The 26,600-nt window shown below is 69.4% G+C and carries 25 protein-coding genes; 17 read left to right on the top strand and 8 right to left on the bottom strand.

Translation table 11 applies throughout. The features are described from left to right. Positions 1-949, bottom strand: a 949-nt coding sequence (locus ACIOVG_RS18540; RefSeq protein ID WP_400876886.1) for a DUF222 domain-containing protein, incomplete at its 3' end; no start/stop codon positions are given. Positions 950-1,168: 219 nt separating this feature from the next. Beyond that, complete coding sequence (locus ACIOVG_RS18535) at positions 1,169-2,038, bottom strand: EamA family transporter (protein WP_400876883.1); 870 nt, start codon at positions 2,036-2,038, stop codon at positions 1,169-1,171. A 286-nt stretch (positions 2,039-2,324) separates the two neighbouring features. Between ACIOVG_RS18535 and ACIOVG_RS18530 the strand changes: the two genes are divergently transcribed. The 3 genes from ACIOVG_RS18530 (at position 2,325) to ACIOVG_RS18520 (ending at position 5,817) form a co-directional block, all read left to right on the top strand. Next, positions 2,325-3,608, top strand: a complete 1,284-nt coding sequence (locus ACIOVG_RS18530) for a M18 family aminopeptidase (protein ID WP_400876880.1) — start codon at positions 2,325-2,327, stop codon at positions 3,606-3,608. A gap of 152 nt (positions 3,609-3,760) precedes the next feature. After that, on the top strand, positions 3,761-5,203 hold the full coding sequence (locus tag ACIOVG_RS18525) for a purine-cytosine permease family protein (protein WP_400876877.1): 1,443 nt from the start codon (positions 3,761-3,763) through the stop codon (positions 5,201-5,203). Between the two features lie 80 nt (positions 5,204-5,283). After that, on the top strand, positions 5,284-5,817 hold the full coding sequence (locus ACIOVG_RS18520; RefSeq protein WP_400876895.1) for a cysteine hydrolase family protein: 534 nt from the start codon (positions 5,284-5,286) through the stop codon (positions 5,815-5,817). Positions 5,818-5,976: 159 nt separating this feature from the next. On the opposite strand, the gene ACIOVG_RS18515 is transcribed toward ACIOVG_RS18520, so the two are convergent. Next, positions 5,977-6,705 (bottom strand): MBL fold metallo-hydrolase, encoded by a 729-nt coding sequence (locus ACIOVG_RS18515; protein ID WP_400876874.1) that lies wholly within the window; start codon positions 6,703-6,705, stop codon positions 5,977-5,979. A gap of 81 nt (positions 6,706-6,786) precedes the next feature. Between ACIOVG_RS18515 and ACIOVG_RS18510 the strand changes: the two genes are divergently transcribed. Continuing rightward, positions 6,787-7,311 carry a TetR/AcrR family transcriptional regulator gene (locus ACIOVG_RS18510; RefSeq protein WP_400876871.1) on the top strand — a complete coding sequence of 175 codons (525 nt, stop codon included), beginning with the start codon at positions 6,787-6,789 and terminating at the stop codon, positions 7,309-7,311. 181 nt (positions 7,312-7,492) lie between these two features. Next, positions 7,493-8,548 carry an alpha/beta hydrolase gene (locus ACIOVG_RS18505; protein ID WP_400876868.1) on the top strand — a complete coding sequence of 352 codons (1,056 nt, stop codon included), beginning with the start codon at positions 7,493-7,495 and terminating at the stop codon, positions 8,546-8,548. 174 nt (positions 8,549-8,722) lie between these two features. Here the strand turns inward: ACIOVG_RS18505 and ACIOVG_RS18500 are convergent, their stop codons facing one another. Next, positions 8,723-10,096, bottom strand: coding sequence for a pyridoxal phosphate-dependent decarboxylase family protein (locus tag ACIOVG_RS18500; protein WP_400876865.1), 1,374 nt, complete (start codon positions 10,094-10,096; stop codon positions 8,723-8,725). A gap of 16 nt (positions 10,097-10,112) precedes the next feature. Next, positions 10,113-10,766 (bottom strand): TetR/AcrR family transcriptional regulator, encoded by a 654-nt coding sequence (locus ACIOVG_RS18495; RefSeq protein WP_400876862.1) that lies wholly within the window; start codon positions 10,764-10,766, stop codon positions 10,113-10,115. A gap of 67 nt (positions 10,767-10,833) precedes the next feature. Here ACIOVG_RS18495 and ACIOVG_RS18490 point away from each other — a divergent pair, with 67 nt between their 5' ends. Genes ACIOVG_RS18490 through ACIOVG_RS18460 form a run of 7 tightly spaced genes read left to right on the top strand, consistent with a single transcriptional unit; the run spans position 10,834 to position 17,864 of the window. Further along, complete coding sequence (locus ACIOVG_RS18490; RefSeq protein ID WP_400876859.1) at positions 10,834-11,901, top strand: agmatine/peptidylarginine deiminase; 1,068 nt, start codon at positions 10,834-10,836, stop codon at positions 11,899-11,901. Further along, positions 11,901-13,616 carry an amidase gene (locus ACIOVG_RS18485; RefSeq protein ID WP_400876856.1) on the top strand — a complete coding sequence of 572 codons (1,716 nt, stop codon included), beginning with the start codon at positions 11,901-11,903 and terminating at the stop codon, positions 13,614-13,616. Before ACIOVG_RS18490 ends, ACIOVG_RS18485 begins: the two co-directional genes overlap by 1 nt. 34 nt (positions 13,617-13,650) lie before the next feature. Further along, positions 13,651-13,857, top strand: a complete 207-nt coding sequence (locus ACIOVG_RS18480) for a hypothetical protein (protein WP_400876853.1) — start codon at positions 13,651-13,653, stop codon at positions 13,855-13,857. 30 nt (positions 13,858-13,887) lie between these two features. Beyond that, entirely contained in the window at positions 13,888-14,745 is an 858-nt protein-coding gene (locus tag ACIOVG_RS18475) for a tryptophan 2,3-dioxygenase (RefSeq protein ID WP_400876850.1), read from the top strand. Further along, positions 14,745-15,776, top strand: a complete 1,032-nt coding sequence (locus ACIOVG_RS18470) for a hydrolase (protein ID WP_400876847.1) — start codon at positions 14,745-14,747, stop codon at positions 15,774-15,776. Before ACIOVG_RS18475 ends, ACIOVG_RS18470 begins: the two co-directional genes overlap by 1 nt. 1 nt (position 15,777) lies before the next feature. Next, positions 15,778-17,022: a kynureninase gene (locus tag ACIOVG_RS18465; protein ID WP_400876844.1), complete on the top strand. Its 1,245-nt coding sequence runs from the start codon at positions 15,778-15,780 to the stop codon at positions 17,020-17,022. Further along, positions 17,019-17,864 (top strand): PaaX family transcriptional regulator C-terminal domain-containing protein, encoded by an 846-nt coding sequence (locus ACIOVG_RS18460; protein ID WP_400876841.1) that lies wholly within the window; start codon positions 17,019-17,021, stop codon positions 17,862-17,864. The genes ACIOVG_RS18465 and ACIOVG_RS18460 overlap by 4 nt, the downstream gene beginning before the upstream one ends. Before the next feature lie 345 nt (positions 17,865-18,209). Here ACIOVG_RS18460 and ACIOVG_RS18455 read toward each other — a convergent pair whose 3' ends face one another. Beyond that, the gene (locus ACIOVG_RS18455) at positions 18,210-19,220 is read right to left on the bottom strand and encodes a LacI family DNA-binding transcriptional regulator (protein ID WP_400876838.1); all 1,011 of its coding nucleotides are present in this window, start codon (positions 19,218-19,220) and stop codon (positions 18,210-18,212) included. A 275-nt stretch (positions 19,221-19,495) separates the two neighbouring features. Between ACIOVG_RS18455 and ACIOVG_RS18450 the strand changes: the two genes are divergently transcribed. From ACIOVG_RS18450 to ACIOVG_RS18435, 4 genes are read left to right on the top strand one after another with little or no spacing between them, the layout of a single operon-like run. Further along, on the top strand, positions 19,496-20,674 hold the full coding sequence (locus tag ACIOVG_RS18450) for an extracellular solute-binding protein (RefSeq protein ID WP_400876835.1): 1,179 nt from the start codon (positions 19,496-19,498) through the stop codon (positions 20,672-20,674). Beyond that, complete coding sequence (locus ACIOVG_RS18445; protein WP_247631202.1) at positions 20,655-21,593, top strand: carbohydrate ABC transporter permease; 939 nt, start codon at positions 20,655-20,657, stop codon at positions 21,591-21,593. Before ACIOVG_RS18450 ends, ACIOVG_RS18445 begins: the two co-directional genes overlap by 20 nt. Beyond that, positions 21,590-22,480, top strand: a complete 891-nt coding sequence (locus ACIOVG_RS18440) for a carbohydrate ABC transporter permease (RefSeq protein WP_247631203.1) — start codon at positions 21,590-21,592, stop codon at positions 22,478-22,480. The genes ACIOVG_RS18445 and ACIOVG_RS18440 overlap by 4 nt, the downstream gene beginning before the upstream one ends. A gap of 29 nt (positions 22,481-22,509) precedes the next feature. Next, the gene (locus ACIOVG_RS18435) at positions 22,510-24,843 is read left to right on the top strand and encodes a beta-glucosidase (RefSeq protein WP_400876831.1); all 2,334 of its coding nucleotides are present in this window, start codon (positions 22,510-22,512) and stop codon (positions 24,841-24,843) included. Positions 24,844-24,944: 101 nt separating this feature from the next. On the opposite strand, the gene ACIOVG_RS18430 is transcribed toward ACIOVG_RS18435, so the two are convergent. Continuing rightward, the gene (locus ACIOVG_RS18430) at positions 24,945-25,430 is read right to left on the bottom strand and encodes an FBP domain-containing protein (protein ID WP_400876828.1); all 486 of its coding nucleotides are present in this window, start codon (positions 25,428-25,430) and stop codon (positions 24,945-24,947) included. A gap of 318 nt (positions 25,431-25,748) precedes the next feature. On the opposite strand from ACIOVG_RS18430, the gene ACIOVG_RS18425 reads away from it, so the two are divergent. Then, positions 25,749-26,096: a hypothetical protein gene (locus ACIOVG_RS18425; protein WP_400876825.1), complete on the top strand. Its 348-nt coding sequence runs from the start codon at positions 25,749-25,751 to the stop codon at positions 26,094-26,096. 38 nt (positions 26,097-26,134) lie between these two features. Here ACIOVG_RS18425 and ACIOVG_RS18420 read toward each other — a convergent pair whose 3' ends face one another. Then, positions 26,135-26,527 (bottom strand): hypothetical protein, encoded by a 393-nt coding sequence (locus ACIOVG_RS18420; protein WP_400876822.1) that lies wholly within the window; start codon positions 26,525-26,527, stop codon positions 26,135-26,137. Positions 26,528-26,600: the final 73 nt, after the last annotated feature.

Raw genomic sequence — 26,600 nt, 5'->3', positions numbered from 1 at the left:
GCTTCTGCGCCCGGGTGCGCGGGTCGACCATGCCGCCCGGGTCCCCGGACGGCAACACGTCACCGGCACGATCCGCCCTGTCCTGCTCGTCCAGAGCCTCCCGTGCCTCCCGCGCGTGCTGTGCGTCCCCGTTGTCGGATGGCACGAATCGCACGCCCGGCACGGGTGGCCCGTCGACTTTCGGATTCAGGTACGCGTCCCAGATGCGCTGCAACTGCCCCGCCGTCTCCGGCAACAGATCCCCACGGATCGGGATCAGCCCGTTCTTCGCCCGGCCCAGGATCACCCCACGGCCCCGCATCGCCGCTTCCTCTGCCGACTCAGCACCATCCGGATCGAGATACGCCGCGATCACTCGGGCAAACACCCGCAGGTCCTCCGGCGTCGCCACCGGTGCCGCATCAATGGAGTTCTGGACCCCTGGTTCGTCATCACCGACAGGCACGCCGCGCACCAGACGTGCGAGTTCCGCGTCAGCCCGCACCCGCGCCTCGTGAGCGATTCGATGCCGCCCCTTCTCGATCGGCCCGATCGCCGCGAGCAGCCCCGCGATTCCGATTGTCCCGTCAAGAAGTGCCTCCCTCAATGCAGGCCAACGCGCAGGCTGCATGCCTCCCGAAGAGATGTTGATCTCACGATGGACAGCCCGTGCCGCCTGAACGACACGGCTCGCACCAGTGGCGTCGAGCCTCAGCACACGTTGCAGGAGCTCATGCATCGTGCGGCATCCGAACCTGCCGCAGAACGCCGGATCCCCGGACCCCGCAGGCCGAGCGGCGACCGAGGCCACGGTCTCGACGACGATGGCATCCGCCTTCCGCTGCGCGTCTCCTACGAGCTGCAGCACTCGCATCTTGGCGTCATCCGACAGTGCGGCAAAGGAACCAGCGCCGAGCACCTGTTCCAGGTCGCTGACGACCCGCTCCAGGAGATCCTCGGCGCTGTTCATACCCCTCATACAACTCGGGGCCACCGACATTCAGTGCCCGCTTTTACCTGGTCAAGGCAATATTCCGGCATTCGCTTTGTATCCACTGCTGCTCCACATGAGTCCATGAAAACGGCTTCTCCACAGGCTTCGGCACTTTCGGACGACCGGGAGCCTCATCCTCTTCCGAAGCGCGCACAGTCACCTTCATGCACCTCGACACAGCACCCGTCATCCGCCTCACACCGCCAGCAGCACGATCCCCGCGACCACGACGAGAGACGCCGCGATTCGCCACCCCGGCCGAGACTCCCGCAGCACGAACACCCCGAACAGGCTCACGAGCACCACGCTCACCTCACGCAGCGGTGCCACCAGCGCGACCGGTGCGATCTGGATCGCCGTCAGCACGAGGATGTACGACAGCGGCGAGAGGATGCCGAAGGCGACGATGCGACGCCACTGCCCGCGCCCCAGCACCCAGACCGCCTGCCAGCGCCGACGCACTGCGATCGAGTAGAAGGGCACCTGCAACAAGGTCGTACCGACCATGAACGCGACCGGTGACAGCTGCCACGTCCGAACCACATGAGCGTCCCAGATCGTGTAGATCGCGATCATCACGCCGGTCAGCAGCCCGAAGACGAGTCCGAGATCGACGCCTCGCCGCAGCCCAGTGGCCCCACGACCGCGGTCGATCAGTCCGATCGTGACCACTCCCGCGATCACGGCCGCGACGCCGACGAGAGCGATGGGCGAGGGCCGCTCCCCGAGCACGAGCATCGCGATGATGACCGACAGGAAGGGACCGGTGCCGCGGGCGGTGGCGTAGACGGTGGAGAGGTTCCCCTCCTGGTATCCGCGCTGCAGCACCGCCATGTACGCGACGTGCAGCAGGGCCGAGACGCCCACGCCGAGTGCGAAGGAGCCGAGGTCCTCGGTTCCGAGCCCGCCCGTGAACGGAACAGCCCCCACCCACACGACGGTGCTGCCCACAGCACCCCACCAGAGGAACGGCGCTCCTGCGCGGCTGATGCCGTGGGCGACGATGTTCCACGCCGCGTGCGACACCGCGGCGCCGATGACCAGGAAGAAGGCGAGAGGCGACATGGATAGACCCTTCCGTTCGGCGCGGGCGCGACGAACAGGGTCCTCCGGGCTTTTGTCCTGTCAGATGACGGCCCCCTGCGGAGGGGAACCGTGGCGCCGCTCGGACCAGACGGGTGCGAACCCCGGAACCCTAGGCGCTATCGCGATCAGGCTAACCCTGCCGGATGAACACCCGGGAAACAACACGGCGGTCGACCGCCATGGGTGCATACGGAGCACTCCGGTCGAGGACCACCTCGCCACCGCGACTACGCTCGAAGCACGCCCGTCTTCAGGAAGGCACGCCATGCCCGTCACCCCGGTCGCCCTCTCGCACGCCGATGATCTCGCCGACTTCATCGCCGCCTCCCCCTCGAGCTACCACGCCGCAGCCGAGATCGCTCGCCGCCTCGAAGCCGTCGGCTTCACGCGCCTGAATGAGGAGGATTCCTGGCCGTCGCAGGCGGGCGGACGCTACGTGGTCGTCCGCGACGGCGCGGCGATCGCCTGGGTCGTCCCCACCGACGCCGCCGCGACCACACCCGTGCAGATCTTCGGCGCACACACCGACTCCCCCGGCTTCAAGCTCAAGCCGCAGCCCACGACAGGAACCCGCGGCTGGCTGCAGGCCGCCGTCGAGGTGTACGGAGGCCCGCTGCTGAACTCCTGGCTCGACCGGGAGCTGCGCCTCGCCGGACGACTCGCCCTCGCCGACGGCCGGGTCGTGCTCGCCGACACCGGAGCACTCCTGCGCCTGCCGCAGCTCGCGATCCACCTCGACCGGTCCGCGAACTCCGGACTCGCACTCGACAAGCAGGTCGAGACGCAGCCGGTCTGGGGTCTCGGCGACCCGACACAGGCCGACGTCCTCGCCGAGCTCGCCGGCTCGGCCGACGTCGCGGCATCCGACATCCGCGGTTACGACGTCGTGATCGCCGACACCGCCCGTGGAGCGGTGTTCGGCAAGGACGACGCGTTCTTCGCCGCCGGGAGACTCGACGACCTCGCATCGGTACACGCCGGTGTCGTCGCCCTCGAGACGTATGATCCCGGGCCCGGCGCTCCGATCGCCGTTCTCGCTGCCTTCGATCACGAGGAGCTCGGATCGGCATCCCGCTCAGGCGCGGCGGGCCCGTTCCTCGAAGACGTCCTGGAGCGCGTCTACGCCGAGCTCGGTGCCGACTCGTCTGCACGGCGCCAGGCCTATGCCTCGTCGTGGTGCCTGTCCAGCGACGTCGGACACTCGGTGCATCCGAACTACGTCGCCAAGCACGACCCGGTCGTCCAGCCGGTGCTGGGATCCGGCCCCATCCTCAAGCTCAACGCCAACCAGCGCTACGCGACGGATGCCGTCGGCACCGCATCCTGGCGAGCATGGTGCGAACGCGCGGGAGTGCACACGCAGGAGTTCGTGTCGAACAACGCCGTGCCGTGCGGGTCGACGATCGGGCCGATCACGGCCACGCGCCTCGGCATCCGCACCGTCGACGTGGGCATCCCGATCCTCTCGATGCACTCCGCGCGCGAGCTCGCGGGGGTCTCCGACCTGCACGACCTGACCCGCACCGCGCAGGCGTTCTTCGCGGGCTGATCAGCCAGGCACGCACGTCAGAACACGCGAGGGAAGGGCGCGAACAGCGCCCGACACCCAGAACGAGCGCGAAGCCGGATGACCGGAGCCCCGTCCGCGATTTCTGACCCCGGACGCGCCGCAGATACCCCCGGCAGTGCCAGGATGTTGCCATGACGGACATCAAGCCGGCCCTCATCGAGCGTGCGGGCATCGAGATCATCCCCGAATCCGACCGCACCGCGAAGCCGCGCGACCTCTTCTGGCCGTGGTTCGCGGCGAACGTCTCGGTGTTCGGCATGTCGTACGGGTCGTTCGTGCTGGGCTTCGGCATCTCGTTCTGGCAGGCGACGATCGTGTCCGTCATCGGCATCGTGGTGTCGTTCCTGCTGTGCGGACTGATCGCGATCGCCGGCAAGCGCGGATCCGCACCGACCATGGTCCTGTCGCGTGCCGCGTTCGGGGTGCACGGGCAGAAGGTGCCGGGCATCGTGTCGTGGCTGACCTCGATCGGATGGGAGACCTTCCTCGCGATCCTCGCCGTGCTCGCCACTGCGACCGTCATCACGCAGCTCGGCGGCGACGGCGACAGCATCGCTCTGAAGATCACCGCGACCGTGATCGTCGCGGCACTCATCGTCGCAGCATCCGTGCTCGGGTATCACACGATCATGAAGCTGCAGTCGGTGCTCACCTGGGTCACCGGCATCGTGACGGTGCTGTACATCATCCTCGCCGCCCCCAGCATCGACATCGCGGCCGTCCTGGCACGCCCGGACGGCGGCATCGGCCAGGTCATCGGCGCCCTGGTGATGGTCATGACCGGTTTCGGGCTCGGCTGGATCAACATCGCCGCCGACTGGTCCCGCTACCAGAAGCGCACCGCGTCCGACGGGGCGATCGTCGCGTGGAACACGATCGGCGGCTCGATCGCCCCGATCATCCTGGTGGTCTTCGGTCTGCTGCTCGCCGGCTCCAACGACGACCTGTTCAATGCCGTGCAGGCAGACCCCGTAGGGGCGCTCGCGACGATCCTGCCGGTGTGGGTGCTCGTGCCGTTCCTGCTCACTGCCGTGCTGGCGCTGGTCTCCGGCGCCGTCCTGGGCATCTACTCGTCGGGTCTGACGCTGCTCAGCCTCGGCATCCGCGTCCCCCGCCCCTCGGCGGCCGCGATCGACGGCGTGATCCTCACGATCGGCACGATCGTCGTCGTCTTCTTCGCAACGGACTTCCTCGGCCCGTTCCAGAGCTTCCTGATCACCCTCGGAGTCCCGCTGGCCTCCTGGGCCGGCATCCTGATCGCCGACATCCTGCGCCGCAAGAAGGACTACGACGACGACGCGCTGTTCGACGAGAACGGCCGCTACGGCGCGTGGGACTGGACGTCGATCGGCACCATGGTCGTCACCAGCGCCATCGGCTGGGGCCTGGTCGTGAACAACTTCGCCGAGGACGCCGCCTGGAACAACTGGCAGGGGTACCTGCTGTTCCTGATCGGCGGCAAGGACGGCCAGTGGGCGTATGCCAACCTCGGTGTGTTCTTCGCCCTCGTGCTGTCGTTCGTGGTGACGTACGTCGCGCGGGCGGGGAAGATCCGTCGGCAGGAGCGGGCGTGACGGACCCGTCGGCGAGCTCAGCGCCCCAGGAAGAGCAGGCAGCGGATGCCGCGGAAGAGCAGGCAGCGGATGCCGCGTGGCTGGTCGTGATCGATCCGCAGGCGATCTTCGCGTCGCCCGATTCCGCGTGGGGCTCGCCGTTCTTCGCCGAGGCGATGCCGCGCATCCGTGCGCTGGCCGCCTCCTTCGGCGAGCGCGTGCTCGTGACGCGCTGGATGCCGACCGCCGACCGCTCGACGTCGTGGGGCGACTACTTCGCCGCCTGGCCGTTCGCCGACCAGCCGCCGGGCGACGCGCTGTTCGCTCTCGTGCCCGAGGCCGCTGATCTGTCCGCGCGTCCCACGCTCGACCTGCCGACCTTCGGCAAGTGGGGCCCCGAGATCGAGGCGGTCCTCGGACGCGGTGCGCACGTCGTGCTCACCGGCGTCTCGACGGACTGCTGCGTGATCTCCACGGCCCTGGCGGCAGCGGATGCCGGCGCTCACGTGACCATCGCCGCGGACGCCTGCGCGGGGTCGACGGCAGAGAACCATGCCGCCGCCGTGCAGGTCATGGGCCTCTACCCGCCGCAGATCACGATCAGCGACTCCGCCACGGTACTCGCCACCCGCTGACGGGTGTTCCGCAGAGCGGCCGGTCCGGGCATCCGCTCGGTCCGGGCATCCGCTCGGGGGCGGCGAACCGGGCGACGGATGACGGAACCGATGACGGATCACAGACGTATTCAGGGAATCAGTCCGTGATTCGTCATGTGCTCCGCGATCCGTCCGCGTTCACTTCGCCGCAGGCCGCGATCCCGCTGCCCGCACGGCCGCGGCGATGTCGGCGGGCGATCCGTGCCAGGGCGCACCGTGTCCGGGCAGCACCCACGACGCCGAGACGTCGGCCAGGCGGTCGAGAGACGCCAGCGCCTCCTTCGGCTCGTCGGTGAACGGCGCGGGCTGAGCCCCCGTACGACCGGTGAGCACATGCCGGGTGGTCAGCGCGTCACCCACGAACACCGCGTCGGCGATCGGGACGTGCACCGCGATGCTGCCGGGCGAGTGTCCCGGCATCCCGATCACGACCGGCGCTCCGGGCAGGTCGAGCACATCCCCGTCTGCCACTTCGGTCACCGCGGTCACGTGGTGGGTGCGCAGGGCGTTCTTGCGGATGCCGTAGGCGAAGAACCCGAGCGTCGGACCCAGACGCGCGGGTCCCATCGGGGTCTTGGGTTTCTCCCCCGTGCGCACACGGTGGGCATCCGCGGCGTGGATGAACACCGGCACCCCGACCTCCGTGCGCAGGCGCTCCGCGAAGCCGATGTGGTCACCGTCGCCGTGGGTCAACACGAGTCCGCGGATGTCGGACAGCGGACGCCCGATCTCCTCGAGCTCGAGCTGCAGATCGCGCCAGTGCCCCGGTAGGCCGGCGTCGATCAGGGTGATGCCGTCCGGCAGGTCGACGAGGTAGGAGGCGACGATGTCGTTGCCGAGCCGGTGCAGATGCGGTGCGAGCTTCATGGCGGGTCCTCTCGGAATGATTGCGATGGCTACGATACGTAGCTATCATGGCTATTGTCAATAGCCATCGAGGAGAGCCGCATGCCGACACCTGAACGCACATCCACCGAGGCGATCGTCGCGGCAGGGCGCGAGATCCTGGAGACCGCCGGTCCCGCCGGGCTCACGATGCAGGCGGTGGCCGAACGCGTCGGGGTGCGCGCACCCTCGCTCTACAAGCGCGTCCGAGACCGCGATGCCCTGCACGCCGCCGTCGCTACGGCATCCATCGACGCGCTCACCACCCGGCTCGAGGCGGCGGGCGACGACCTCGCGGACCTCGCGCACGCGTATCGGTCTTTCGCGCAGGACCACCCGGAGGGGTTCCGGATCATGTTCACGGCTGCCTCCCCGCATGATGCTCTCGAGCGCTCGGCGGCACCGCTCATCCGCGCCGCATCCGCCGTGGTCGGCGAGGACGACGCCCTGGACGCCGCCCGTCTCTTCACGGCATGGGCGACGGGCTTCCTGCAGATGGAGCTGTCCGGCGCGTTCCGCCTCGGCGGCGACGTCGACCACGCCTTCGACTACGGACTGCAGCGCCTCATCACCGGGCTGACGCGCTGACCGGAGCCGGGAGTCAGCCGCTCCGGGGGCGACAGATCACGGAGCCGATGACATTCTGCGGACGGATCACCGTCGATGTCTCCGGAATCCGTCACGCGTTCCGCGATTCGTCAGCCGAACGCGACCACCAGTTCACTCGACGACCGGAATACTGGCACACTGAGGCGCGGAGAGGGGCGACATGACCGCGCGCGAGAACGACGCAGATCCGGACAGCACGAGGAAGGTCCGCCGACCCTGGCGCCGCACCAGGATCGCCATCGCCTGCGTCGTCGGCGTCACGGCGGTCGTGGCGATAGTCGGTTCGCTGACCCCGTGGCCCTCGGCCATGATCATCCGCGCGGTGTTCACGAAGGGCGGCGACGAGACCGCCGCCGAGATGGACAAGCACGTTCCCGACACGCCACTCACCGAGCAGCTCGACGTCGCCTACGCGGATGACGGTGCCGACACCACGATGGATGCCTTCACCCCGGCATCCGCCAGCGGTCCGCTGCCCACGATCGTGTGGATCCACGGGGGCGCGTGGATCTCGGGAGCGAAGGAGAACGTCGACCCCTATCTGCGCATCCTCGCTGCCGAGGGCTACACGACGATCGGCCTGAACTACACGATCGGGCCGGAGGGCGTGTACCCGCTCGCGGTGCACCAGCTCAACGATGCCCTCGCCTACATCGACGCGCATGCCGCGGAGCTGGGCGTCGACCCCACGCAGATCGTGCTCGCGGGAGACTCGGCCGGAGCGCAGCTCGCCAGCCAGATGGCCACGCTCATCACGAACCCCGAGTACGCCACGATCATGGACATCTCACCCTCGATCGGGGCCGACCAGCTGGCCGCAACAGTGCTCAACTGCGGCGTGTATGACCTCGCGGCCCTCGCCCAGCTCGACGGCGTCGCCGGCTGGGGCCTCAAGTCGGCGATGTGGGCCTACTCGGGCACGAAGACCTGGGCCGAGAACGCGACGGGCGCGACCATGTCGACCGTCGACTGGGTGACGAAGGACTTCCCGGCCACCTATATCTCGGGCGGCAACGGCGACGGCCTCACCTGGCTGCAGTCCATCCCGATGGCCCAGCGCCTGGACGAGCTCGGCGTCGACGTGACGACCCTGTTCTGGCCCGCGCCGCACCAGCCGGAACTCCCCCACGAGTACCAGTTCCACCTCGACATGCCCGATGCACAGACGGCTCTGCAGAAGACGATCGACTTCCTGGACGCACACACCAGCCGCTGACCCGCATCCGCACTGGGCCGCTGCGCCCCCGCCCTGCCCCCGCCCTCCCCCCTGCACCCGCCCATCCGGAGGTAGGCGAAAACACGGGCGTAGGCCGAATCCGCCGGAACTCACCTACGCCGGGTCGATCGCCTACGCTCGATCGCCCACGCCCGGCGGGTCTGCAGGGGCCGACTACTTCATCGTGTCGAGGATGCCGACCAGGTCGTCGAAGGTGGTGAGCGGATTGAGGATCGCGAAGCGCGTGTTCGGGCGTCCGCCGTGCGAGCTGGGCACCACGAAGGCCCGCTGCGAATCCAGCAGCGCAGCCGACCAGCGGTCGTAGTCGGCGCGCTCCCAGCCGTCGCGCTCGAAGACCACGACCGACAGCTGCGGGTCGCGCACCAGCCGCAGCTCGGGACGACGCGAGATCTCGGCCGCGATCTTCTTGGTCAGCGCGATCGTGGCGCTCACCGCATCGCGATAGGCGGTCACCCCGTAGGTCGCGACCGAGAACCACATCGGCAGACCGCGCGGGCGGCGGGTGAGCTGGATCGAGTAGTCCGAGGGGCTGAACTCGTCGGCGTCCGTGAGAGTGTCGAGGTATTCGGCGTGCTGCGTGTGCGCCCGACGGCCGCTGTCGGGGTCGCGGTAGATCAGCGCGCAGCAGTCGAACGGGGCGAACAGCCACTTGTGCGGATCGACGATCACCGAATCGGCGCGCTCGACGCCGGCGAAGATGTGCCTGGTCTCGGGCGCGAGCATCGCGGTGAGGCCGTAGGCGCCGTCGATGTGCAACCAGAAGTCGAACTCGTCCTTGAGCGCGGCGATGGCCTGGATGTCATCCACGATGCCGAAGTTCGTCGAGCCGCCGGTCGCCACGACCGCGCAGATCTCGTCGCCGTGCTCGCTCAGCGCCTCGCGCACGGCGTCGGCGCGCAGCACACCGTCGTCGCCCGCCGGCACCAGCAGCACGTCGGCGTCCATGACCTTCGCGGCCGACTTGTTCGAGGAGTGCGCCTCCACGCTGCAGACGATCTTCCACCGCCGCGGCAGTTCCTTGCCCTGGGCGATCAGGCGCGCCTTGGCCGCCTCGCGCGCCGCGACCAGCGCCGAGAGGTTGCCGATCGTGCCACCCTGCACGAACACCCCGCCCGCGCTCTCGGGCAGCCCGAACTCCCGCGCCAGCCATGACAGCACCTCGTTCTCGGCGTGCACGGCGCCCGCGCCTTCGAGCCAGCTGCCGCCGTAGAGCCCGGATGCCGAGACCACCAGGTCGAACGCGATCGCCGCCATGGTCGGTGCGGTCGGGATGAATGACAGGTACAGCGGGTGGCTCGTGGTCAGACAGGCGGGCGCCAGGATGTGCTCGAACACGCTCAGCGCGCGTGGCGCACCGAGGCCCGCATCGGTGATCGTGGGACCGACCAGGCGGTGCAGCTCAGCCTCGGTCTGCGGCTTGTCCAGCGGCACGTCGGCGGCGAGCATGCGGCGCCGCGAGTAGTCGAGCACGGCGTCGACGATCGCGGTCGATTCGGGCGAGGCCGCGTGCATGCGCACAGCATCCATGGGCGTTTCCTTACTGTCAGGACGAGAGGGATGCGCGGGGCGCATCGCGTGAGGGGGCGGGGTCATCGGGATGATCGAGGGCGACGGAGAGCACCCGGCGCGCGAGGTCCGCGCGATCGTGCGGCGCCCACGTGACGAGGGAGTGCGCGTTCATCCCGTCGATCATGGCGAGCAGCATCCAGGCTGCGGTGTCGGTGCGCGATGCGGCGATCTCACCCGACGCGACGGCGCGCGCCAGGTGCTCCTCGATCGCGCTCTGCCAGAGGTCCATCTCGGTGCGCACCCGCGCGGCGAGCGTCTCGTTGCGCACGCCGAGAGCCCAGGCCTGCACCCAGACGAGCGTGACATCGTCGCGACTCCCGTCGAGCAGGGTCTCGACCATGCGGAACAGGTCTTCGCGCACCCCGCGCTCTGGGTCGAATCCGGCCATGACCTCATCGCGCTCTGCGCCGACGATCTCGCCGAAGACCTCGGCGAGAAAGTCATCCATGACGGGGCGGTAGTGCGCGACCAGAGCGGGCGTCACCCCGACGCGCTGCGCCACCGCGCGGACGGTCATGCTCTCGAGTCCGCTCTCTCGGGCGAGTCCGATGGCTCCCTCGAAGATCGCGCGATCACGCTCCTCGGGCGACATGCGGCGAGGAGCGGTACCTGTTGACGTGGTCTTCATCACGGGCTACCGTAACACCTGTTGATCGCATGTTCAATAGAGCCTGTTCGGCAGCGAGGAGATCCCCATGAGCTGGCGCATGCCCGCGGAGACCGCACGTCATGAGCGCACCTGGATGGCGTTCCCCGCGGAGGGCGAGACCCTCGGCGACACGGATGCCGCCCGCGAAGAGGGCTACGCCACCTGGACCGCCGTCGCCCACGCGGTCGCGGAGTTCGAACCGGTGACGATGCTGGTCGATCCGAGCGAGCTCGTCAGGGCCCGGCGCATGCTGAGCAGCAGCATCGAGATCGTCGAAGCGCCGGTCGACGAGTTCTGGATGCGCGACGCCGGCCCGACGTTCGTGACCGACGACGAGCGCCCCGGAGTGCTCGGCGCGGTGGATTGGATCTTCAACGGCTGGGGCGCGCCGGACTGGGCGGAGTGGCGCAAGGCGGCCCAGCACGCGCGCATCATCGCCGAGGCCGTCGGGGCCGAGCTCGTGAGCTCGACGCTCGTGAACGAGGGCGGGGGCATCCACGTCGACGGCGAGGGAACCGTGCTGCTCACCGAGACGGTGCAGCTCGATCCGCGCCGCAACCCCTACGCCGACCGTCAGCGCGTCGAGGCCGAGATGGCGCGCACGATCGGGGCGACCACGGCCATCTGGCTGCCGCGCGGGCTCACCCGCGACTATGACGACTTCGGCACGAACGGCCACGTCGACATCGTCGCCACGATCGTGTCACCCGGGCGACTGCTGCTCCACGACCAGGAGAACCCCGATCACCCCGACCACGTCGTCACTCGCGACCTGCGCGCATTCCTGTCGGAGCAGACGGATGCCGCCGGCCGCCGCTTCGAGATCATCGACCTCCCCGCCCCCGCCACCCTGCGCGACGAGGAGGGACCCGTGGACTGGAGCTACGTCAACCACCTCGTCACGAACGACGGGGTCGTGGCCTGCGGCTTCGGCGAGGAGAGGGCGGATGCCGTGGCGCGCGAGATCCTCGCCGACGCCTATCCCGGACGCCGTGTGGTGACGGTCGACGCGCGCCCGTTGTTCGACCGGGGTGGCGGCATCCACTGCATCACGCAGCAGCAGCCCGCGCGGTTGCCGAGCGAGGAGCGCAGCGACGGGTCGAAGGGCGCCTGATGTTCGAGGTGACCGAGGCCTCCATCGCCGAACTGCGCGCGGCCCTCGAGTCGGGCGAGACGACGGCGGTCGAGCTGGTCGACGCGTATCTGGCCCGCACCGCGGCCTACGACACCCCCGACACACCGACCGCACTGAACGCCATGGTCGTCGCGAACCCGGAGGCCCGCACCGAGGCGGCGGCGTCGGACGCCCGGCGCACCCGCGGCGAGACCCTCGGTCCGCTCGACGGCATCCCTTACACCGCGAAGGACAGCTACCTGGTGCACGGGCTCACGGCCGCGGCCGGCAGTCCGGCCTTCGCTGGACTCATCGCGCAGCGCGACGCCTTCACGATCGCTCGGCTGCGGGCGGGCGGGGCGATCTGCCTCGGCCTGACGAACATGCCTCCGATGGCGAACGGCGGCATGCAGCGCGGCGTCTACGGCCGGGCCGAGAGCCCGTACTCGCCGGACTGGCTCACCGCGCCCTTCGCGTCCGGATCCTCGAACGGCTCCGGCACGGCGACAGCGGCGAGCTTCGCGGCCTTCGGCCTCGGCGAGGAGACCTGGTCATCGGGGCGCGGCCCTGCCACCAACAACGCCCTGTGCGCCTACACGCCCTCGCGCGGAGTGATCTCGACGCGCGGCAACTGGCCGCTCGTGCCGACCATGGACGTGGTCGTGCCGCACACCCGCACGATGGCCGACCTGCTCGAGGTGCTCGACGTGATCGTGGCCGATGATGCCGAGACCCGCGGCGACTTCTGGCGCGCGCAGCCCTGGGTCGCGCTGCCGACCGCATCCGCCGTCCGTCCGGAGTCGTATCCGGCGCTCGGGACCGACGCGGCGAGCGCCCTCGCCGGCGCCCGCATCGGCATCCCCCGCATGTACATCAACGCGGATCCGGATGCGGGGACTGCGGAGCATCCGGGCATCGGCGGACCGACCGGTCAGCGCATCGAGACACGGCCGTCGATCGTGGAGCGCTGGGAGGCCGCGCGGCGCGACCTCGAAGCGGCCGGGGCGACCGTGATCGAGGTCGACTTCCCCGTGGTGTCGAACTACGAGGGCGATCGCCCCGGCGCCCCCACCATCGCGAATCGCGGCCTGGTGTCGCGCGAGTACCTGCACCGCGAGATCGTCGATCTCTCGGCGTGGGCGTGGGAGGACTTCCTGCGGGCGAACGGCGACCCGGCACTGCACTCGCTCGCGGAGGTCGACGGAGCCACGATCTTCCCGCACCCGGACGGCGCGCTGCCCGACCGCTACACGGGGTTCGAGGACGACATCGCGGAGTATCCGGACTGGGTGCGCCGCCACCCCGACACCTCGTTCAGGGACATGCCCGAGCTCGAAGACGGGCTGCGCGGACTGGAGGAGACCCGCCATCGCGACCTCGAGGTGTGGATGGACGGGCTGCGGCTCGATGCCGTGGTGTTCCCCGCGGTCGCCGACGTGGGGCCGGCCGACATGGACGTGAACGTGGAAGCGGCCGACCTCGGCTGGCGCAACGGCGTCTGGATCGCGAACGGCAACCTCGCGATACGCCACCTCGGCATCCCCACGGTCACGGTGCCGATGGGGGTGATGCCCGACATCGGCATGCCGATCGGGCTGACGTTCGCCGGACGGGCATACGACGACGCGACACTGCTGCGCCTCGCCGCGGGGTTCGAAGCCGTGGGCGCACCGGGGACTCGACGCACCCCACCGCCGCGCACACCCCCGCTCTGAGGAATCGTCCGGGTTCGCACCCTAGGTTGATCGCATGGACAACGGCGCGATCTTCACCGTGCTGGTCTTCGGACCGCTGCTGCCACTGGTCGTCGTGGTGGCCGGTGTGGTGCTGTTCGGCGCGGGGTTCGCGATCCACGCTCTGACCGGCACAGTGATCGGCACGGTCTCCGAGATGACGCGAGCCCGCCGTGAGCGGTCATACGTGAGGAAGCATCAGCGGGACATAACACTACTGTGACGCTCGCCACGAAAGTGATATGTTCGAGTCATGAGCACCGAGCAGCAGAACGAGCGCGCACTCGAAGCCGGCATCGTCACCGACATGTCGGGGCGCATGACCTACGGGTCCTACCTGTCGCTCGACCAGCTGCTCACCGCGCAGAACCCGGTCAGCGTCCCCGAGCACCACGATGAGCTGCTGTTCATCATCCAGCACCAGACCACCGAGCTCTGGCTCAAGCAGTTGCTGCACGAGCTGTCCTCCGCCCGCGAGCTGTTGGCGAGCGACGACCTGCGCGAGGCGCTGAAGCGCGTCGCGCGCGTCAAGCGCATCCAGGACGTGATGACGCAGCAGTGGGCGATCCTCGCGACTCTCACCCCCACCGAGTACGCGCAGTTCCGCGGTGCGCTCGGCAGCTCCTCCGGCTTCCAATCCGTGCAGTACCGCGCGGTGGAGTTCGCGCTGGGCAACAAGAACGAGAAGATGCTGAGCGTCTTCCGCGACCACCCCGCCAACCTCGCACTGCTGACGGCCGAGTGGGAGAAGCCCACGCTCTACGACGAGTTCCTACGCTACGCCTCTCGTCGCGGGCTCCCGATCCCCGCCGAGATCCTCGATCGCGACGTGCGCGAGCCCTACCGGGAGACGCCCTCGCTCGTGCCGGCGATCCGCGAGATCTACCAGAACCACCAGGAGAACTGGGATCTCTACGAGGCGTGCGAGGACCTGGTCGACCTCGAGGACAACTTCCAGTTCTGGCGCTTCCGGCACCTGAAGACCGTGGCCCGCACGATCGGCATGAAGGTCGGCACCGGCGGTTCGAGCGGCGTCGGCTTCCTGCAGCGCGCCCTCGACCTCACCTTCTTCCCCGAGCTGTACACGGTGCGCACGGAGATCGGCGGCTGATGTTCGCTGCGACGTTCTTCGACGGCGAGGGATGGCGCGAGGGCGTCATCGACCTCGTCGACGGGCGCCTGTTGCTGCGCGACGGCCCCGCCCCCGCCGACACGCCCCGACTCGACGGCGCGATCGTCGGCGGGTTCACCGACCACCACGTGCACCTGCAGCTCGTCGATCACACCCGGCTGACCAGCTCGACCCTCGGCCGGGTGGTCGATCTGGGCGCGAATCCGGAGGTCGTGGCGCAGCTGGCGGTTCACAACTCCTCAAAGAACTCGCCCGGCGCGGGTTCTGGGACGACTTCCACCCCCAGAACCTCTGTTCTTGAGGAGTTGCGAACACCGCACCCGGTGCGGATCGACTTCGCCGGAGCATTTCTGACCCCGGTGGGCGGCTACCCGTCCGACCGCGACTGGGCCCCGGACGGCTCGGTCCGCGAGATCGCCGATGCCGCGTCAGCCGCACGAGCCGTCGCCGAGATGGCGGATGCCGGAGCCTCCTGCATCAAGGTCGCGAGCAACCGCAGCGCCGGCCCGGTGTTCGACGACGCACTGTTCCGCGTGATCGTCGAGCTCGCCGCCGCGAGCGACCTCGATGTCACAGCCCATGCCGAGGGCCGGGGCGAAGCCCAGCGCGTCGCCCGTCTCGGTGCGCGTCGCCTCGCGCATGCCCCGTTCACCGAGCGCCTCAGCGACGACGAGATCGCCGCGCAGGCGGCATCCGCCTCGTGGATCTCGACGCTCGCGATCCACAGCGGAGCGGACCTGACCATCGCCCTCCACAACGTCCGACGCTTCCACGCGGCCGGCGGCACCGTGCTCTACGGCACCGACATGGGCAACGGCCCCACACCGGTGGGCGTCAACGGCGCCGAGCTCCGGGCACTCCGAGACGCCGGCCTCGATGATGCCGCGCTCCTGCGCGCGCTCGCGCCGTGCGACCCCCGCGATCCGTCCACGCTCCTGCTCCTCCTCCCCGGCGCGACCGCCGACCCCCTGCTCGCCCGCCCGCTCACCCCCGCCGATCTGAAGGTGTGACATGACCGACCCCATCGACACCCGCCTGCTCGACCGCGCCCGCGCCCTCGACGCCGCCGACCCGCTGCATGCGCATCTCGCGGCCTTCGCCGACGCGCCGGGAGTCACCGCCTACCTCGACGGCAACTCCCTCGGTCGACCGCTGCGCGACACCCCGGAGAAGCTCGCCGCGTTCGTGCGCGAGGACTGGGGCACCCGACTGATCCGGTCGTGGGACGAACAGTGGATGGCGCTGCCCATGGAGCTCGGCGATCGGATCGGCCGGGTGGCCCTCGGCGCCGCCGCCGGACAGACCGTGGTCGCCGATTCCACCAGCGTGTTGATCTACAAGCTGCTGCGTGCCGCCCTTCGCCGTTCGTCAGGCTCAGGGCCCGACGCCCGCACCGAGATCGTGATGGAGGCCGGCAACTTCCCCACCGACCGTTTCCTGGTCGACGGCGTCGCCGCCGAGACCGGCATGACCGTGCGCTGGCTCGAACCGGACCCGGTGCGCGGCGTCACGATCGACGATGTCGCCGCCGTGGTCTCCGAGCGCACCGCCCTGGTCTCGCTCAGCCACGTGGACTACCGCTCGGGCGCGCTGGCGGATATGCCGGCGATCACGGATGCGGTGCACGAAGCAGGCGCCCTCATGATGTGGGACCTGTGCCACTCCGTCGGCGTGCTGCCGATGCAGCTCGACGAGTGGGGCGTCGACATGGCGGTCGGCTGCACCTACAAGTACCTGAACGGCGGTCCCGGTTCCCCCGCCTTCGCCTACCTGCGCCGCGACCTGCAGGGGGTGCTGCGCCAGCCCATCCAGGGATGGTGGAGCGCCGCCGACATCTTCGCGATGGGCCCGGAGTACGTGCCGGCCGACGACATCCGTCAGCTGCTCAGCGGCACACCGCCGGTCACGTCGATGCTCGCGATGCAGGGGATGCTCGACCTGATCGAGCAGTCGTCGATCGCGCAGATCCGCGCCAAGTCGGTCTCCCTCACCGACCTCGCGGTCGAGGCCTACGACGAAGTGCTCGCGCCGGTGGGCGTGCGGCTGCTGAGTCCGCGCGCGTCGGACCTCCGCGGCGGGCACGTCACGGTCGGGCACCCGGATTTCCGCGCCGTGACGCAGCGGCTGTGGGCGGACGGGATCATCCCCGACTTCCGCTTTCCCGACGGCATCCGCCTGGGGCTCTCGCCTCTGAGCACCTCGCACGTGGAGACCGTGACGGGCGTGCTCGCCATCAGGGACGCCCTGCACGCATGACCGCGGAAGCACGCAGGGCCGTCGACGCACCGGCGACATCCGAGGTGCTCGATGACATCGATGCGCGCCCGGGCAGCACCGCCTCGCTGCTGCGCACGGTGATCGGACTGTTCTTGCGGCCGCTCGGCGGCTGGATCTCCGCGGCCGACCTGGTCGCGCTCGCGGGCGACCTCGGCATCCCGACCGCGCAGGCCCGCACGGGCATCACGCGCCTGAAGCAGAAGGGGCTGCTGCTCGCCGACCGCGACGACGCGATCGGCTACCGTCTGAACCCTGCCGCCGTGCCGATGCTGGAGCGTGGCGACCGACGCATCTTCGCGATGCGCGAGATGCAGGATCAGGATCCGTGGTGCCTGATCTCGTTCTCGATCCCGGAGAGCGCACGCAGCGTGCGCCATCAGCTGCGGCGACGGCTGCAGTGGATCGGGGCCGGCACCGTCTCACCGGCACTGTGGATGTGTCCGGGACACCTGCAGGGCGAGGTCGAGCTGCTCCTCGACGAGCTGGATGCACGCCGCTGGGTCACCCTGTTCCAGGCCGGTGCACCGCAGACGGCCGTCCCGCTGGTCGATGCGGCCGCCGGCTGGTGGGATCTCGAGGCGCTGCGCACCGAACACCTGGCGTTCCAGCGCTCGCTCGATGCCCTTCCCGAGGAACCGTTCGCGGCGTATGTGCAGCTGATCGACAACTGGCGGGTGCTGCCCTATGTCGATCCCGGCCTTCCGCCGTCGATGCTGCCCGCGGACTGGCCGGGGCGCCGCAGCTTCGACGAGTTCGCACGGCTGTCGTCCGCGCTCGCCGATCCGGCACTGTCACACGTGCGCACGGTCGCCGGCGCCTGAGCACGGCACGCCGGAGCACGCGCGCCTGAGCCCGGCGCGAGCCCGAGCACGGCACGAGCCGGAGTGGTCGCAGCTGGTCGCCTCGGGGCGCACGTAGCGACGAAGTGCGACGCCTCGCGTGCGGGAGTGGTCGCACATGGTCCCCTCAGCACGCACGTAGCGACAATATGCGACGCCTCGCGTGAAGAAGTCCTCGAGTGGGCGCAGCTGGTCGCCTCGGGGCGCACGAAGCGACTAAGTGCGACGCCTCGCGTGCGGGAGTGGTCGCAGATGGTCCCCTCAGCACGCACGTAGCGACCATGTGCGACGTCTGAACGCGAAGGCGCTCCTCGCGTCATCCTCGCGTCATCCTCGCGCGGGCGAGGGCGCAGCGGTCGTCGCCCGCACGACCAGACGCGTCGGCAGCGTCACGTGCATCTCCTCGACCGGCTGCCCGGCGAGGAGCGTGAACACCATCTCGGCCGCGACGCTGCCCAGCCGGCGCATGGGCTGCTGGATCGTCGTGAGTGGCAGGGCCCGGCGGGAGGCCTCTGGCACGTCGTCGAAGCCGATCACGGAGAGGTCTTCCGGCACGCGCAGTCCCAGCTCGTGCGCGACCTCGATCACCGCGATGGCCGACAGATCGTTCGCCGCGAAGACCGCGGTCGGGCGCGACGGTGCCGCCAGCAGGAGCCGCGCCGAATCCCTGGTGGTCTCGAGCTCGTAGCGCCCCGCCCGGATCAGGTCGGGGTCGACCGGGATGCCGGCGTCGGAGAGCGCCCGCCGGTAGCCGGCGTCGCGGAGCCCGGCGGAGCGGAGGTCGGGCCGTCCGCCCAGGAAGCTGATCCGGCGGTGCCCGAGCTCGAGCAGATGCCGGGTGGCCGTCAGCGCGCCCCCGAAGCTGTCGGACTCCACGGTCGGCAGATCGGCGCGACCCGTGTGCGGATCGATCGCGACGACAGGGATCTCGGTCGACGCCCCCACGACGGTGGGGGTGACCATGATCGCCGCATCGATGAGCGTGCCGGAGAGCCTGCTGAGGGATCGGCGCTCCCACCCCTCCCCCTGGCCGTGCCGTGATCCGCTGTACGCCAGCAGATCGACGGCCGAGTCGTGCACCGCCGCACCGACGCCCTTGAGGATCTCGGCGCTGAACGGCTCGAAATCGGCCAGGAGCACCCCGATCACCCCCGTGCGCCTGGCCCTCATGCTGCTGGCGACCAGGCTCGATTCGTACCCGAGCTCCTGCACGACATCGAGCACGCGCTTGACCGTGGCATCCGCGATCCCGTAGCGACCGTTGACCGCCTTCGAGACCGTCGACACCGAGACGCCCGCGGCCTGCGCGACGTCGTGGATCGTGGTTCTCCCGCTCATGGTTGCTCAGCGTATCCGCGAGTGTCCTCAATATGGAAACTGTTTTCGAAAACGTTTGACGACTTTCGTCGACGGCAGCAGACTGCATCCCGACGCGGTCTCACCTTGCTGCCGCGGCGCCCGCACCGATGCGGCGCACAACTCTCGATGAGGAGAACGATCACATGAACAGCACACGGCGTTCCTTGGTCTCCGCGGCCGCACTCGCAGCCGTCGGGGCACTCGCGCTGAGCGGGTGCACAGCCAGCACCCCTGATGACGGCGGGGGGTCTTCCATGACTCTCTGGCACAACTCCACGACCGGGCCGGGAGTCAAGTTCTGGGAAGACACCGTCGCGGACTTCGAGAAGGCGAACCCCGGGGTCACGATCGACATCCAGTCGATCCAGAACGAGGATCTCGACGGCAAGCTCCAGACCGCACTCAACTCGGGCGACGCACCCGACATCTTCCTGCAGCGCGGTGGCGGCAAGATGGCGGCGATGGTGAAGGCCGGGCAGCTCAAGGACCTGACCGACGTCATCAGCGGACCTGCCGCCGAAGAGATCCCCGACGCGGCGTTCTCCGCCAACAGTCTCGACGGCAAGCGTTACGCGATGCCGGTGGCTGTGCTCCCCGGTGGCCTGTTCTACAGCCAGGACCTGTTCGACGCGGCAGGCATCACCGAGAACCCGACCACGCTCGACGAGCTGGAGACCGCGACCGAGAAGCTGAAGGCGGCCGGGACCGATCCGATCGCCCTCGGCGCCAAGGATGCCTGGCCGGCGGCGCACTGGTACTACTGGCTCGCCCTGCGCGAGTGCAGCAACGACACGCTCGCCAAGGCCGCCGACGAGATGAACTTCGACGACGACTGCTGGGTGCGCGCCGGAGAGGACCTGCAGGCGTTCGCGGCGACCGAGCCGTTCAACGACGGCTTCCTCACCACCACCGCGCAGCAGGGTGCCGGCAGCTCGGCCGGACTCATCGCCAACCACCAGGCCGCCATGGAGCTCATGGGCGCCTGGGACCCGGGCGTGATCGGTTCGCTGACGCCCGACCAGAAGCCGCTGGCCGACCTGGCCTGGTTCCCGTTCCCCGAGGTCGAGGGCGGCGAAGGCGAGCCCGGCTCGATGATGGGCGGCGTCGACGGCTACTCGTGTTCGGTCGATGCGCCGGACGCCTGCGTCGACTTCCTGAACTACCTCGGCACGTCCGAGGTGCAGACGGCCTACTACAAGGCCTTCAACGCTCCGCCCGTGAACACCGTCGCCCAGGAGGCCGTGACCGAGCCCTACCTGAAGTCGATCCTCGAGGCCTACAACGCGGCACCGTACGCCTCGCAGTGGCTCGACACCGTGTACGGACAGAACGTCGGCAACGCGCTCAACGTCGCCGTGGTCAACATGCTCGCCGGTCAGGGAACCCCGGAGGACATCGTCAAGGCCGTCCAGGATGCCGCAGCCAAGGCATAAGGCGGCCGCCCGGCTGGAAGTGATCCTTCTGGCCGGGCCCGCCCTCCTGGTCTTCCTCGCCTTCGTCATCTTCCCGGTGCTGATGGCGGCCTACTACGGCTTCTTCAGCTGGCAGGGCTACGGCCCGCCCACCGACTTCGTGGGTCTGAAGAACTACCTGACGATCCTGCAGGACCCGCTGTTCCACGATGCGCTCGCGCACAACGGCTTCATCCTGGTGTTCTCGCTCGTGCTGCAGGGGCCGGCGGCGATCCTGCTGGCCCTCCTCCTCAACAGACGGATGCGAGGGCAGTCGCTCATCCGGGTGCTGATCTTCATCCCCTACGTCATCTCCGAGGTCGTGGTGGGCACGGGCTGGAGCCTGATGCTGCAGACCAGCGGGGCGTTCAACGACCTGCTGAAGAACATGGGCCTGGGCTTCCTCGCGAACGACTGGCTGTCGAACCCCGACATCGCCATCTGGACGCTGATGGTGATCATCACCTGGAAGTACGTCGGCTTCGCCGTCATCCTCTTCCTCGCGGGTCTCCAGGGCATTCCCGAGGAGCTGCACGAAGCCGCCGCGATCGACGGGGCGTCGTACTGGCAGATCCAGTGGCGGATCACGCTGCCGCTGCTCGCTCCGACGCTGCGCATCTGGGCGTTCCTGTCGATCATCGGCTCGCTGCAGCTGTTCGACCTCGTCTACATCATCTGGGGGCAGTACATCGCCTCCACTGCCGGCACCTCGACCATGGCGACCTACATGGTCTCCGAGGGGCGCAATGCCGGCAACTTCGGATACGGCAACGCCGTCGCGGTGGTGCTGTTCCTGATCTCGCTCGTGGTGGCGCTGATCTATCAGCGCGCCGTGCTCAAGCGCGACACCGACGGCGCCCTGACCGGCGCCCCCGCACGGAAGAAGAGGACCAGGGCATGACCGCCACCTCGCTACTCGTCACGCAACGGCCGGCACGGCCCGGCCGGCCGGAGCGCCCTGCACGGGCGCGACTGCCCTGGGCCAACCCCACGGTGTACTTCGTCGCACTGATCGTGGTCGGGCTCATGCTCGCACCGATCGCGTACATCATCATCGGCGGGTTCCGCACGAACGCCCAGATCACGACCGATCCGTCCGGTCTGCCCCAGCCCTGGATCCTGACGAACTACCTCGACGTCATCACCGGCGGCGTGTTCTGGCGACAGGTGCTCAACTCCACGATCGTCGCCCTCGCCACCACGATCGGCGTGGTGGCGCTCGGGCTGATGGCCGCCTACGTGCTCGCGCGCTACAAGTTCGCGGGGCGCGGAGTCCTGTACGCGTTCTTCGCCGCGGGGCTCATGTTCCCGCTGACGGTCGCGATCACCCCGCTCTATATCGTGGTGCGCAACCTGGGCCTGATGAACTCGCTCGGCGGAGTCATCCTGCCGCAGATCGCGTTCGCGCTGCCGACCACGATCATCATCCTGGTCCCGTTCCTGCGCGCCATCCCCGACGAGATCCAGGAGGCGGCGTTCATCGACGGATGCAGTCGGTTGGGCTTCTTCTGGCGGATGGTGCTGCCCCTGTCGATCCCGGGAGTGATCACGACCGGCATCCTGGCCTTCATCGGCAGTTGGAACGGGTATCTGCTGCCCCTGTTCGTGCTCAACGATGCGTCCGCGTTCACACTGCCGCTGGGCGTGCAGTCGTTCGCCTCGCAGTACTCGGTCGACACCGCGAAGGTGCTGGCGTTCACCTCGCTGTCGATGATCCCCGCGCTGATCTTCTTCAGCCTGTTCGAGCGTCGGATCGTCGGCGGCCTGACCGGCGCCGTCAAGGGTTGAACATGTCCGTCGAATCCCCACAGAAAGAGATGGATGTGTCTCCCACACTCCGACCCCGCTTCTCCGCTCGCGTCGAGGGCCTCCTGGCGCAGATGACGCTGGAGGAGAAGCAGTCCCAGCTGGTCGGCTTCTGGGTCGATCAGGGCGACGATCTGGTCGCCCCGATGGCCGGCGAGAAGAAGACGTCGACCCGCTACGAGGAGGCGACGGCGCACGGGATCGGACACCTGACCCGCGTGTACGGCACACGTCCGGTCGATCCGATCGAGCGCGCGCGGTGGCTCTGGAGCGAGCAGGCGCGCCTGCAGCGGGAGACCCGCCTGGGCATCCCTGCCCTGGTGCACGAGGAGTGCCTCACCGGACTCGCCGCGTGGAAGGCGGCCACGTTCCCCACCCCGCTGGCCTGGGGGGCGTCGTTCGACCCCGACCTGGTGGAAGAGGTGGGGCGCGCGATCGGCTCGTCGATGCGGGAGCTCGGGATCCACCAGGGGCTGGCGCCGGTGCTCGATGTCATCCGCGATCCCCGATGGGGCCGCGTCGACGAGTGCATCGCGGAGGACCCGCTCGTGGTCGGCACCGTGGGCACCGCGTACGTACGCGGGATGCAGTCCGAGGGCGTGCACGCGACCCTCAAGCACTTCGTGGGGTACTCGGCCTCGCGCGCCGGACGCAATCACGCCCCGGTGTCCGCCGGGCGCCGCGAGATCGAGGACGTCCTGCTGCCGCCGTTCGAGATGGCCGTGCGCGAGGGCGGAGTGCGCAGCGTCATGAACTCGTACACCGACATCGACGGGGTGCCCGTCGCCGCCGACCCGTACTACCTCGACGAGGTGCTGCGCGAACGCTGGGGATTCGACGGGGTCGTGGTCTCGGACTACTTCGCCGTCGACTTCCTGCAGAGCATGCACCATGTCGCCGCGGACTCGGCACAGGCCGCGGCTCTCGCGATCACGGCCGGGATCGACGTCGAGCTGCCGTCGCCCGACGCCTACACGACGCTCGCCGCGCAGGTGCGCGACGGGTCGCTCGACCAGGGCATCCTGGACCGCGCGGTCGGACGCGTGCTCGCGCAGAAGGAGGAACTGGGCCTGCTCGACGCGGACTTCACGGCCGCCGACTCCTCCGCGCCCGACGAGGTCGACCTGGACTCCCCCACGCATCGCGCACTCGCCCGCCGTCTGGCCGAGGAGTCGATCGTGCTCGTGAGCAACGACGGAGTGCTGCCGCTCGATCCGTCCGCCGCGCCGCGCATCGCCGTGATCGGGCCGAACGCCGACAGTGCCGAGGCGCTCATGGGCTGCTACTCGTTCGTCAACCACGTGCTGGCACACCACCCGGATGTGCCCGCAGGCATCGCCCTGCCGAGCGTGCTCGACGGACTCAGCGCCGCGCTCCCCTCGGCCACGATCACCACGGCCACCGGCTGCGCTGTCGAGGGCGAGGATCGCAGCGGGTTCCCTGCCGCGGTCGCGGAGGCCGCAGCCGCCGACGTCGCGATCGTCGTGATCGGCGACCGCGCCGGCCTGTTCGGACGCGGCACGGTCGGCGAGGGGAACGACGTCGACTCGCTGGAGCTGCCCGGCGTGCAGCGCGAGCTGGTCGAGGCCGTGGTCGCGACCGGAACGCCGGTCGTGGTCGTGGCCCTCACGGGCCGACCGTACGCCCTGGACTGGGCGCTCCCGCACCGCGAGACGACAGCGGGAGCGACCGCAGGGCTCGGGTCGGTCAACTCTCCCGCCGCGCCGGAAGCAGCCGTGCAGCAGGAGCGGCCGGTCCCCGCCGCGGTGCTCCAGTCGTTCTTCCCCGGCGAGGAGGGCGGACCGGCGATCGCCGCGGTGCTGAGCGGTGAGGTGTCACCGTCGGGCCGCCTGCCCGTGTCGCTGCCGCGGTCGGCGGGGGCGCAACCGTATTCGTACCTGCATCCCGCGCTCGGCGGGCGTACCGACGTGACCAGCGTCGATCCGACGCCGGTGCGTCCGTTCGGCTTCGGTCTCGGGTACACGACGTTCACGCACGAGCACCTCACCGCCGACGCCGCGGTGACGGCGGGCGAGGTGTTCCGTGTCTCGGTGGTCGTGCGCAACTCCGGCACGCGTGAGGGGACGGACGTCGTGCAGCTCTACGCGCACGACGAGGTCGCGAGTGTGGCTCGGCCCGTGGCGCAGCTGGTCGCATTCCAGCGCGTGCGCCTGGCGCCGGGCGAGGAGCAGCGCGTGGAGTTCGACGTGCCCACCGAGCGCCTCGCGTTCACCGGCGTCGATGGCATCCGTCGGGTGGAACCAGGACGGATCCGGCTCTGGGTCGGCGAGGCGTGCGACCACGAGGAGACCGTGACGGCCATCGAGATCGTCGCCGCAGACTGAGGCTCTTCGACGGACTCACCCCTTCGACAGGCTCAGGGACCTTCGGGTCTCTGAGCCTGTCGGCGTGTCGGGCGCGGAGGACGCAGATGGTCGCTCCCGGTTCAGGCGTCGAGCGCGCGGACGAACGCCCGCACGTGCTCGCCGAGGCGCAGGATGCGCTGGTCGCGTGCGGCTTCCCGGTCGAAGCCCGGGTAGGCCAGCGGCGGCAGCCGTCGCACGTTCGCCGAGCACTCGAAGTTGGCGCACACCAGGGTGCCCACGGTGTCGCCCTTGCGTCCAGCCGCGCCGCCCTTGCGCGCGGTGAACAGCTGCACGTCGTTGCGCAGCGTCACGTCATCGCACCACGAGCACTGGGCTCGGGCGATCACACGCTGCTCGGCCTGCTGCAGCAGGACACCGGCGAGGGTGTCGTCGACCTCGACGAGCACGTAGGCGCGTCGAGGCGACTTGGGGTCCGACCAGCCGAGGTAGTCCAGTCGGCTGAAGTCGATGTCGCGGAAGCCCGCGGGCAGGTTCAGGTCGGAGGCCTCTTTGCGGGAGGCGTTGCGGAAGGAGGCGCGGATGGCGCGCTCGTCGAGGGGACGCATGGGATGAGTGCTTTCGTACGGCGCCCGCCGACACGGGCGAGCGGGATGACAGGGAGAGGACGGCATCCGAACGGACACCGGGTACGACGCGACTCCGGAGACGGGTGTTCCGCCTCCGGCTGGTCGTCAGCCTCTGCCGCCGGCGCGGAGTGCGCCTGCGGCTCCCCTCTGCGCCACGCGGGCGCTCATCGAAAACAGCACCCGGTGAGCTTACACCCGACACGCCCGGGGTTTTGTTTCGTCTCGTGTCGCCCCGGGTTCCCCTCGACACGGGGCCGACCTAGTCTTGCCGGAACATCCGCTCACGAAGGAGACCCCGTGTCCACGCCGCTGAATCGCCTCTCACCCACCTCGGTGCGCGAGCGTTCGGCCTGCATGTGCGCACAGGGAGACGGATGCTCTTCCTTCGCCCCCGGACACGCGCTGCACCTCATCCAGGCGCGGATCGCCTCGGCCACCCCGGCCGAGTGGGTTGACGGGATCGTCGAGTCCGCGGATGCCGCGGGCGGCGAACTCGTGGTGCGCACGCTCGACGGCGACGCGCATGCGCTCTGGAACAGTGCCGGCGCCGCGCTCGAGGCCGCCCCCGGCACGCCGGTGGCACTGCACATCCGCTACGGCGTGCTCGCGGTCGGGCGCACGCAGTTCAACGTCGCCGCGATCTGAGAGCCGTGGTCTGATCGCGTCGCTCTGATCGTGTCGGCTCAGGCCGACGCCATCATCATCGACCTCATCGCCATGCACGCGTCCATGCACGCCTGGCAGGCCTGAGCGCACATCCGGCACACGTCGCTGTCATCGGCGTGCATCATGCACTCGTCCATGCAGGTCTGGCACATGGCGATGCAGGCGTCCAGCATCGCCATCATCGACGCGGGCGTCATCCCCTGCATCCGCATCATGGAGCGCATCATGGTGTTCGCCATGTCGGCGCAGTTCATGCAGGCCGGAGAACAGTCCATCATCTGCGTCGAACAGACCGTGCAGGCCTGCTCGCAGGCGGCGCACGCGTCCATGCACGCCTGCATGACCGACATGTCCATCGCCGCCATGTCGGGCATCGCCTTCATGCTCTTCGACATCTCATCCATCATCATCGAGTCCATCGCACACCGCTTCCCTCGTCGGCTTCCGCCGAATGAACGCGGGCCGGATCACCCGCCTGTCGCC

Origin of the sequence: Microbacterium sp. NPDC087591 (genome assembly GCF_044743625.1) — a bacterium.
Classification (GTDB): domain Bacteria; phylum Actinomycetota; class Actinomycetes; order Actinomycetales; family Microbacteriaceae; genus Microbacterium.
Note: the sequence above shows the minus strand (reverse complement) of the source record. Positions and strands in the feature narration are given on the sequence as shown.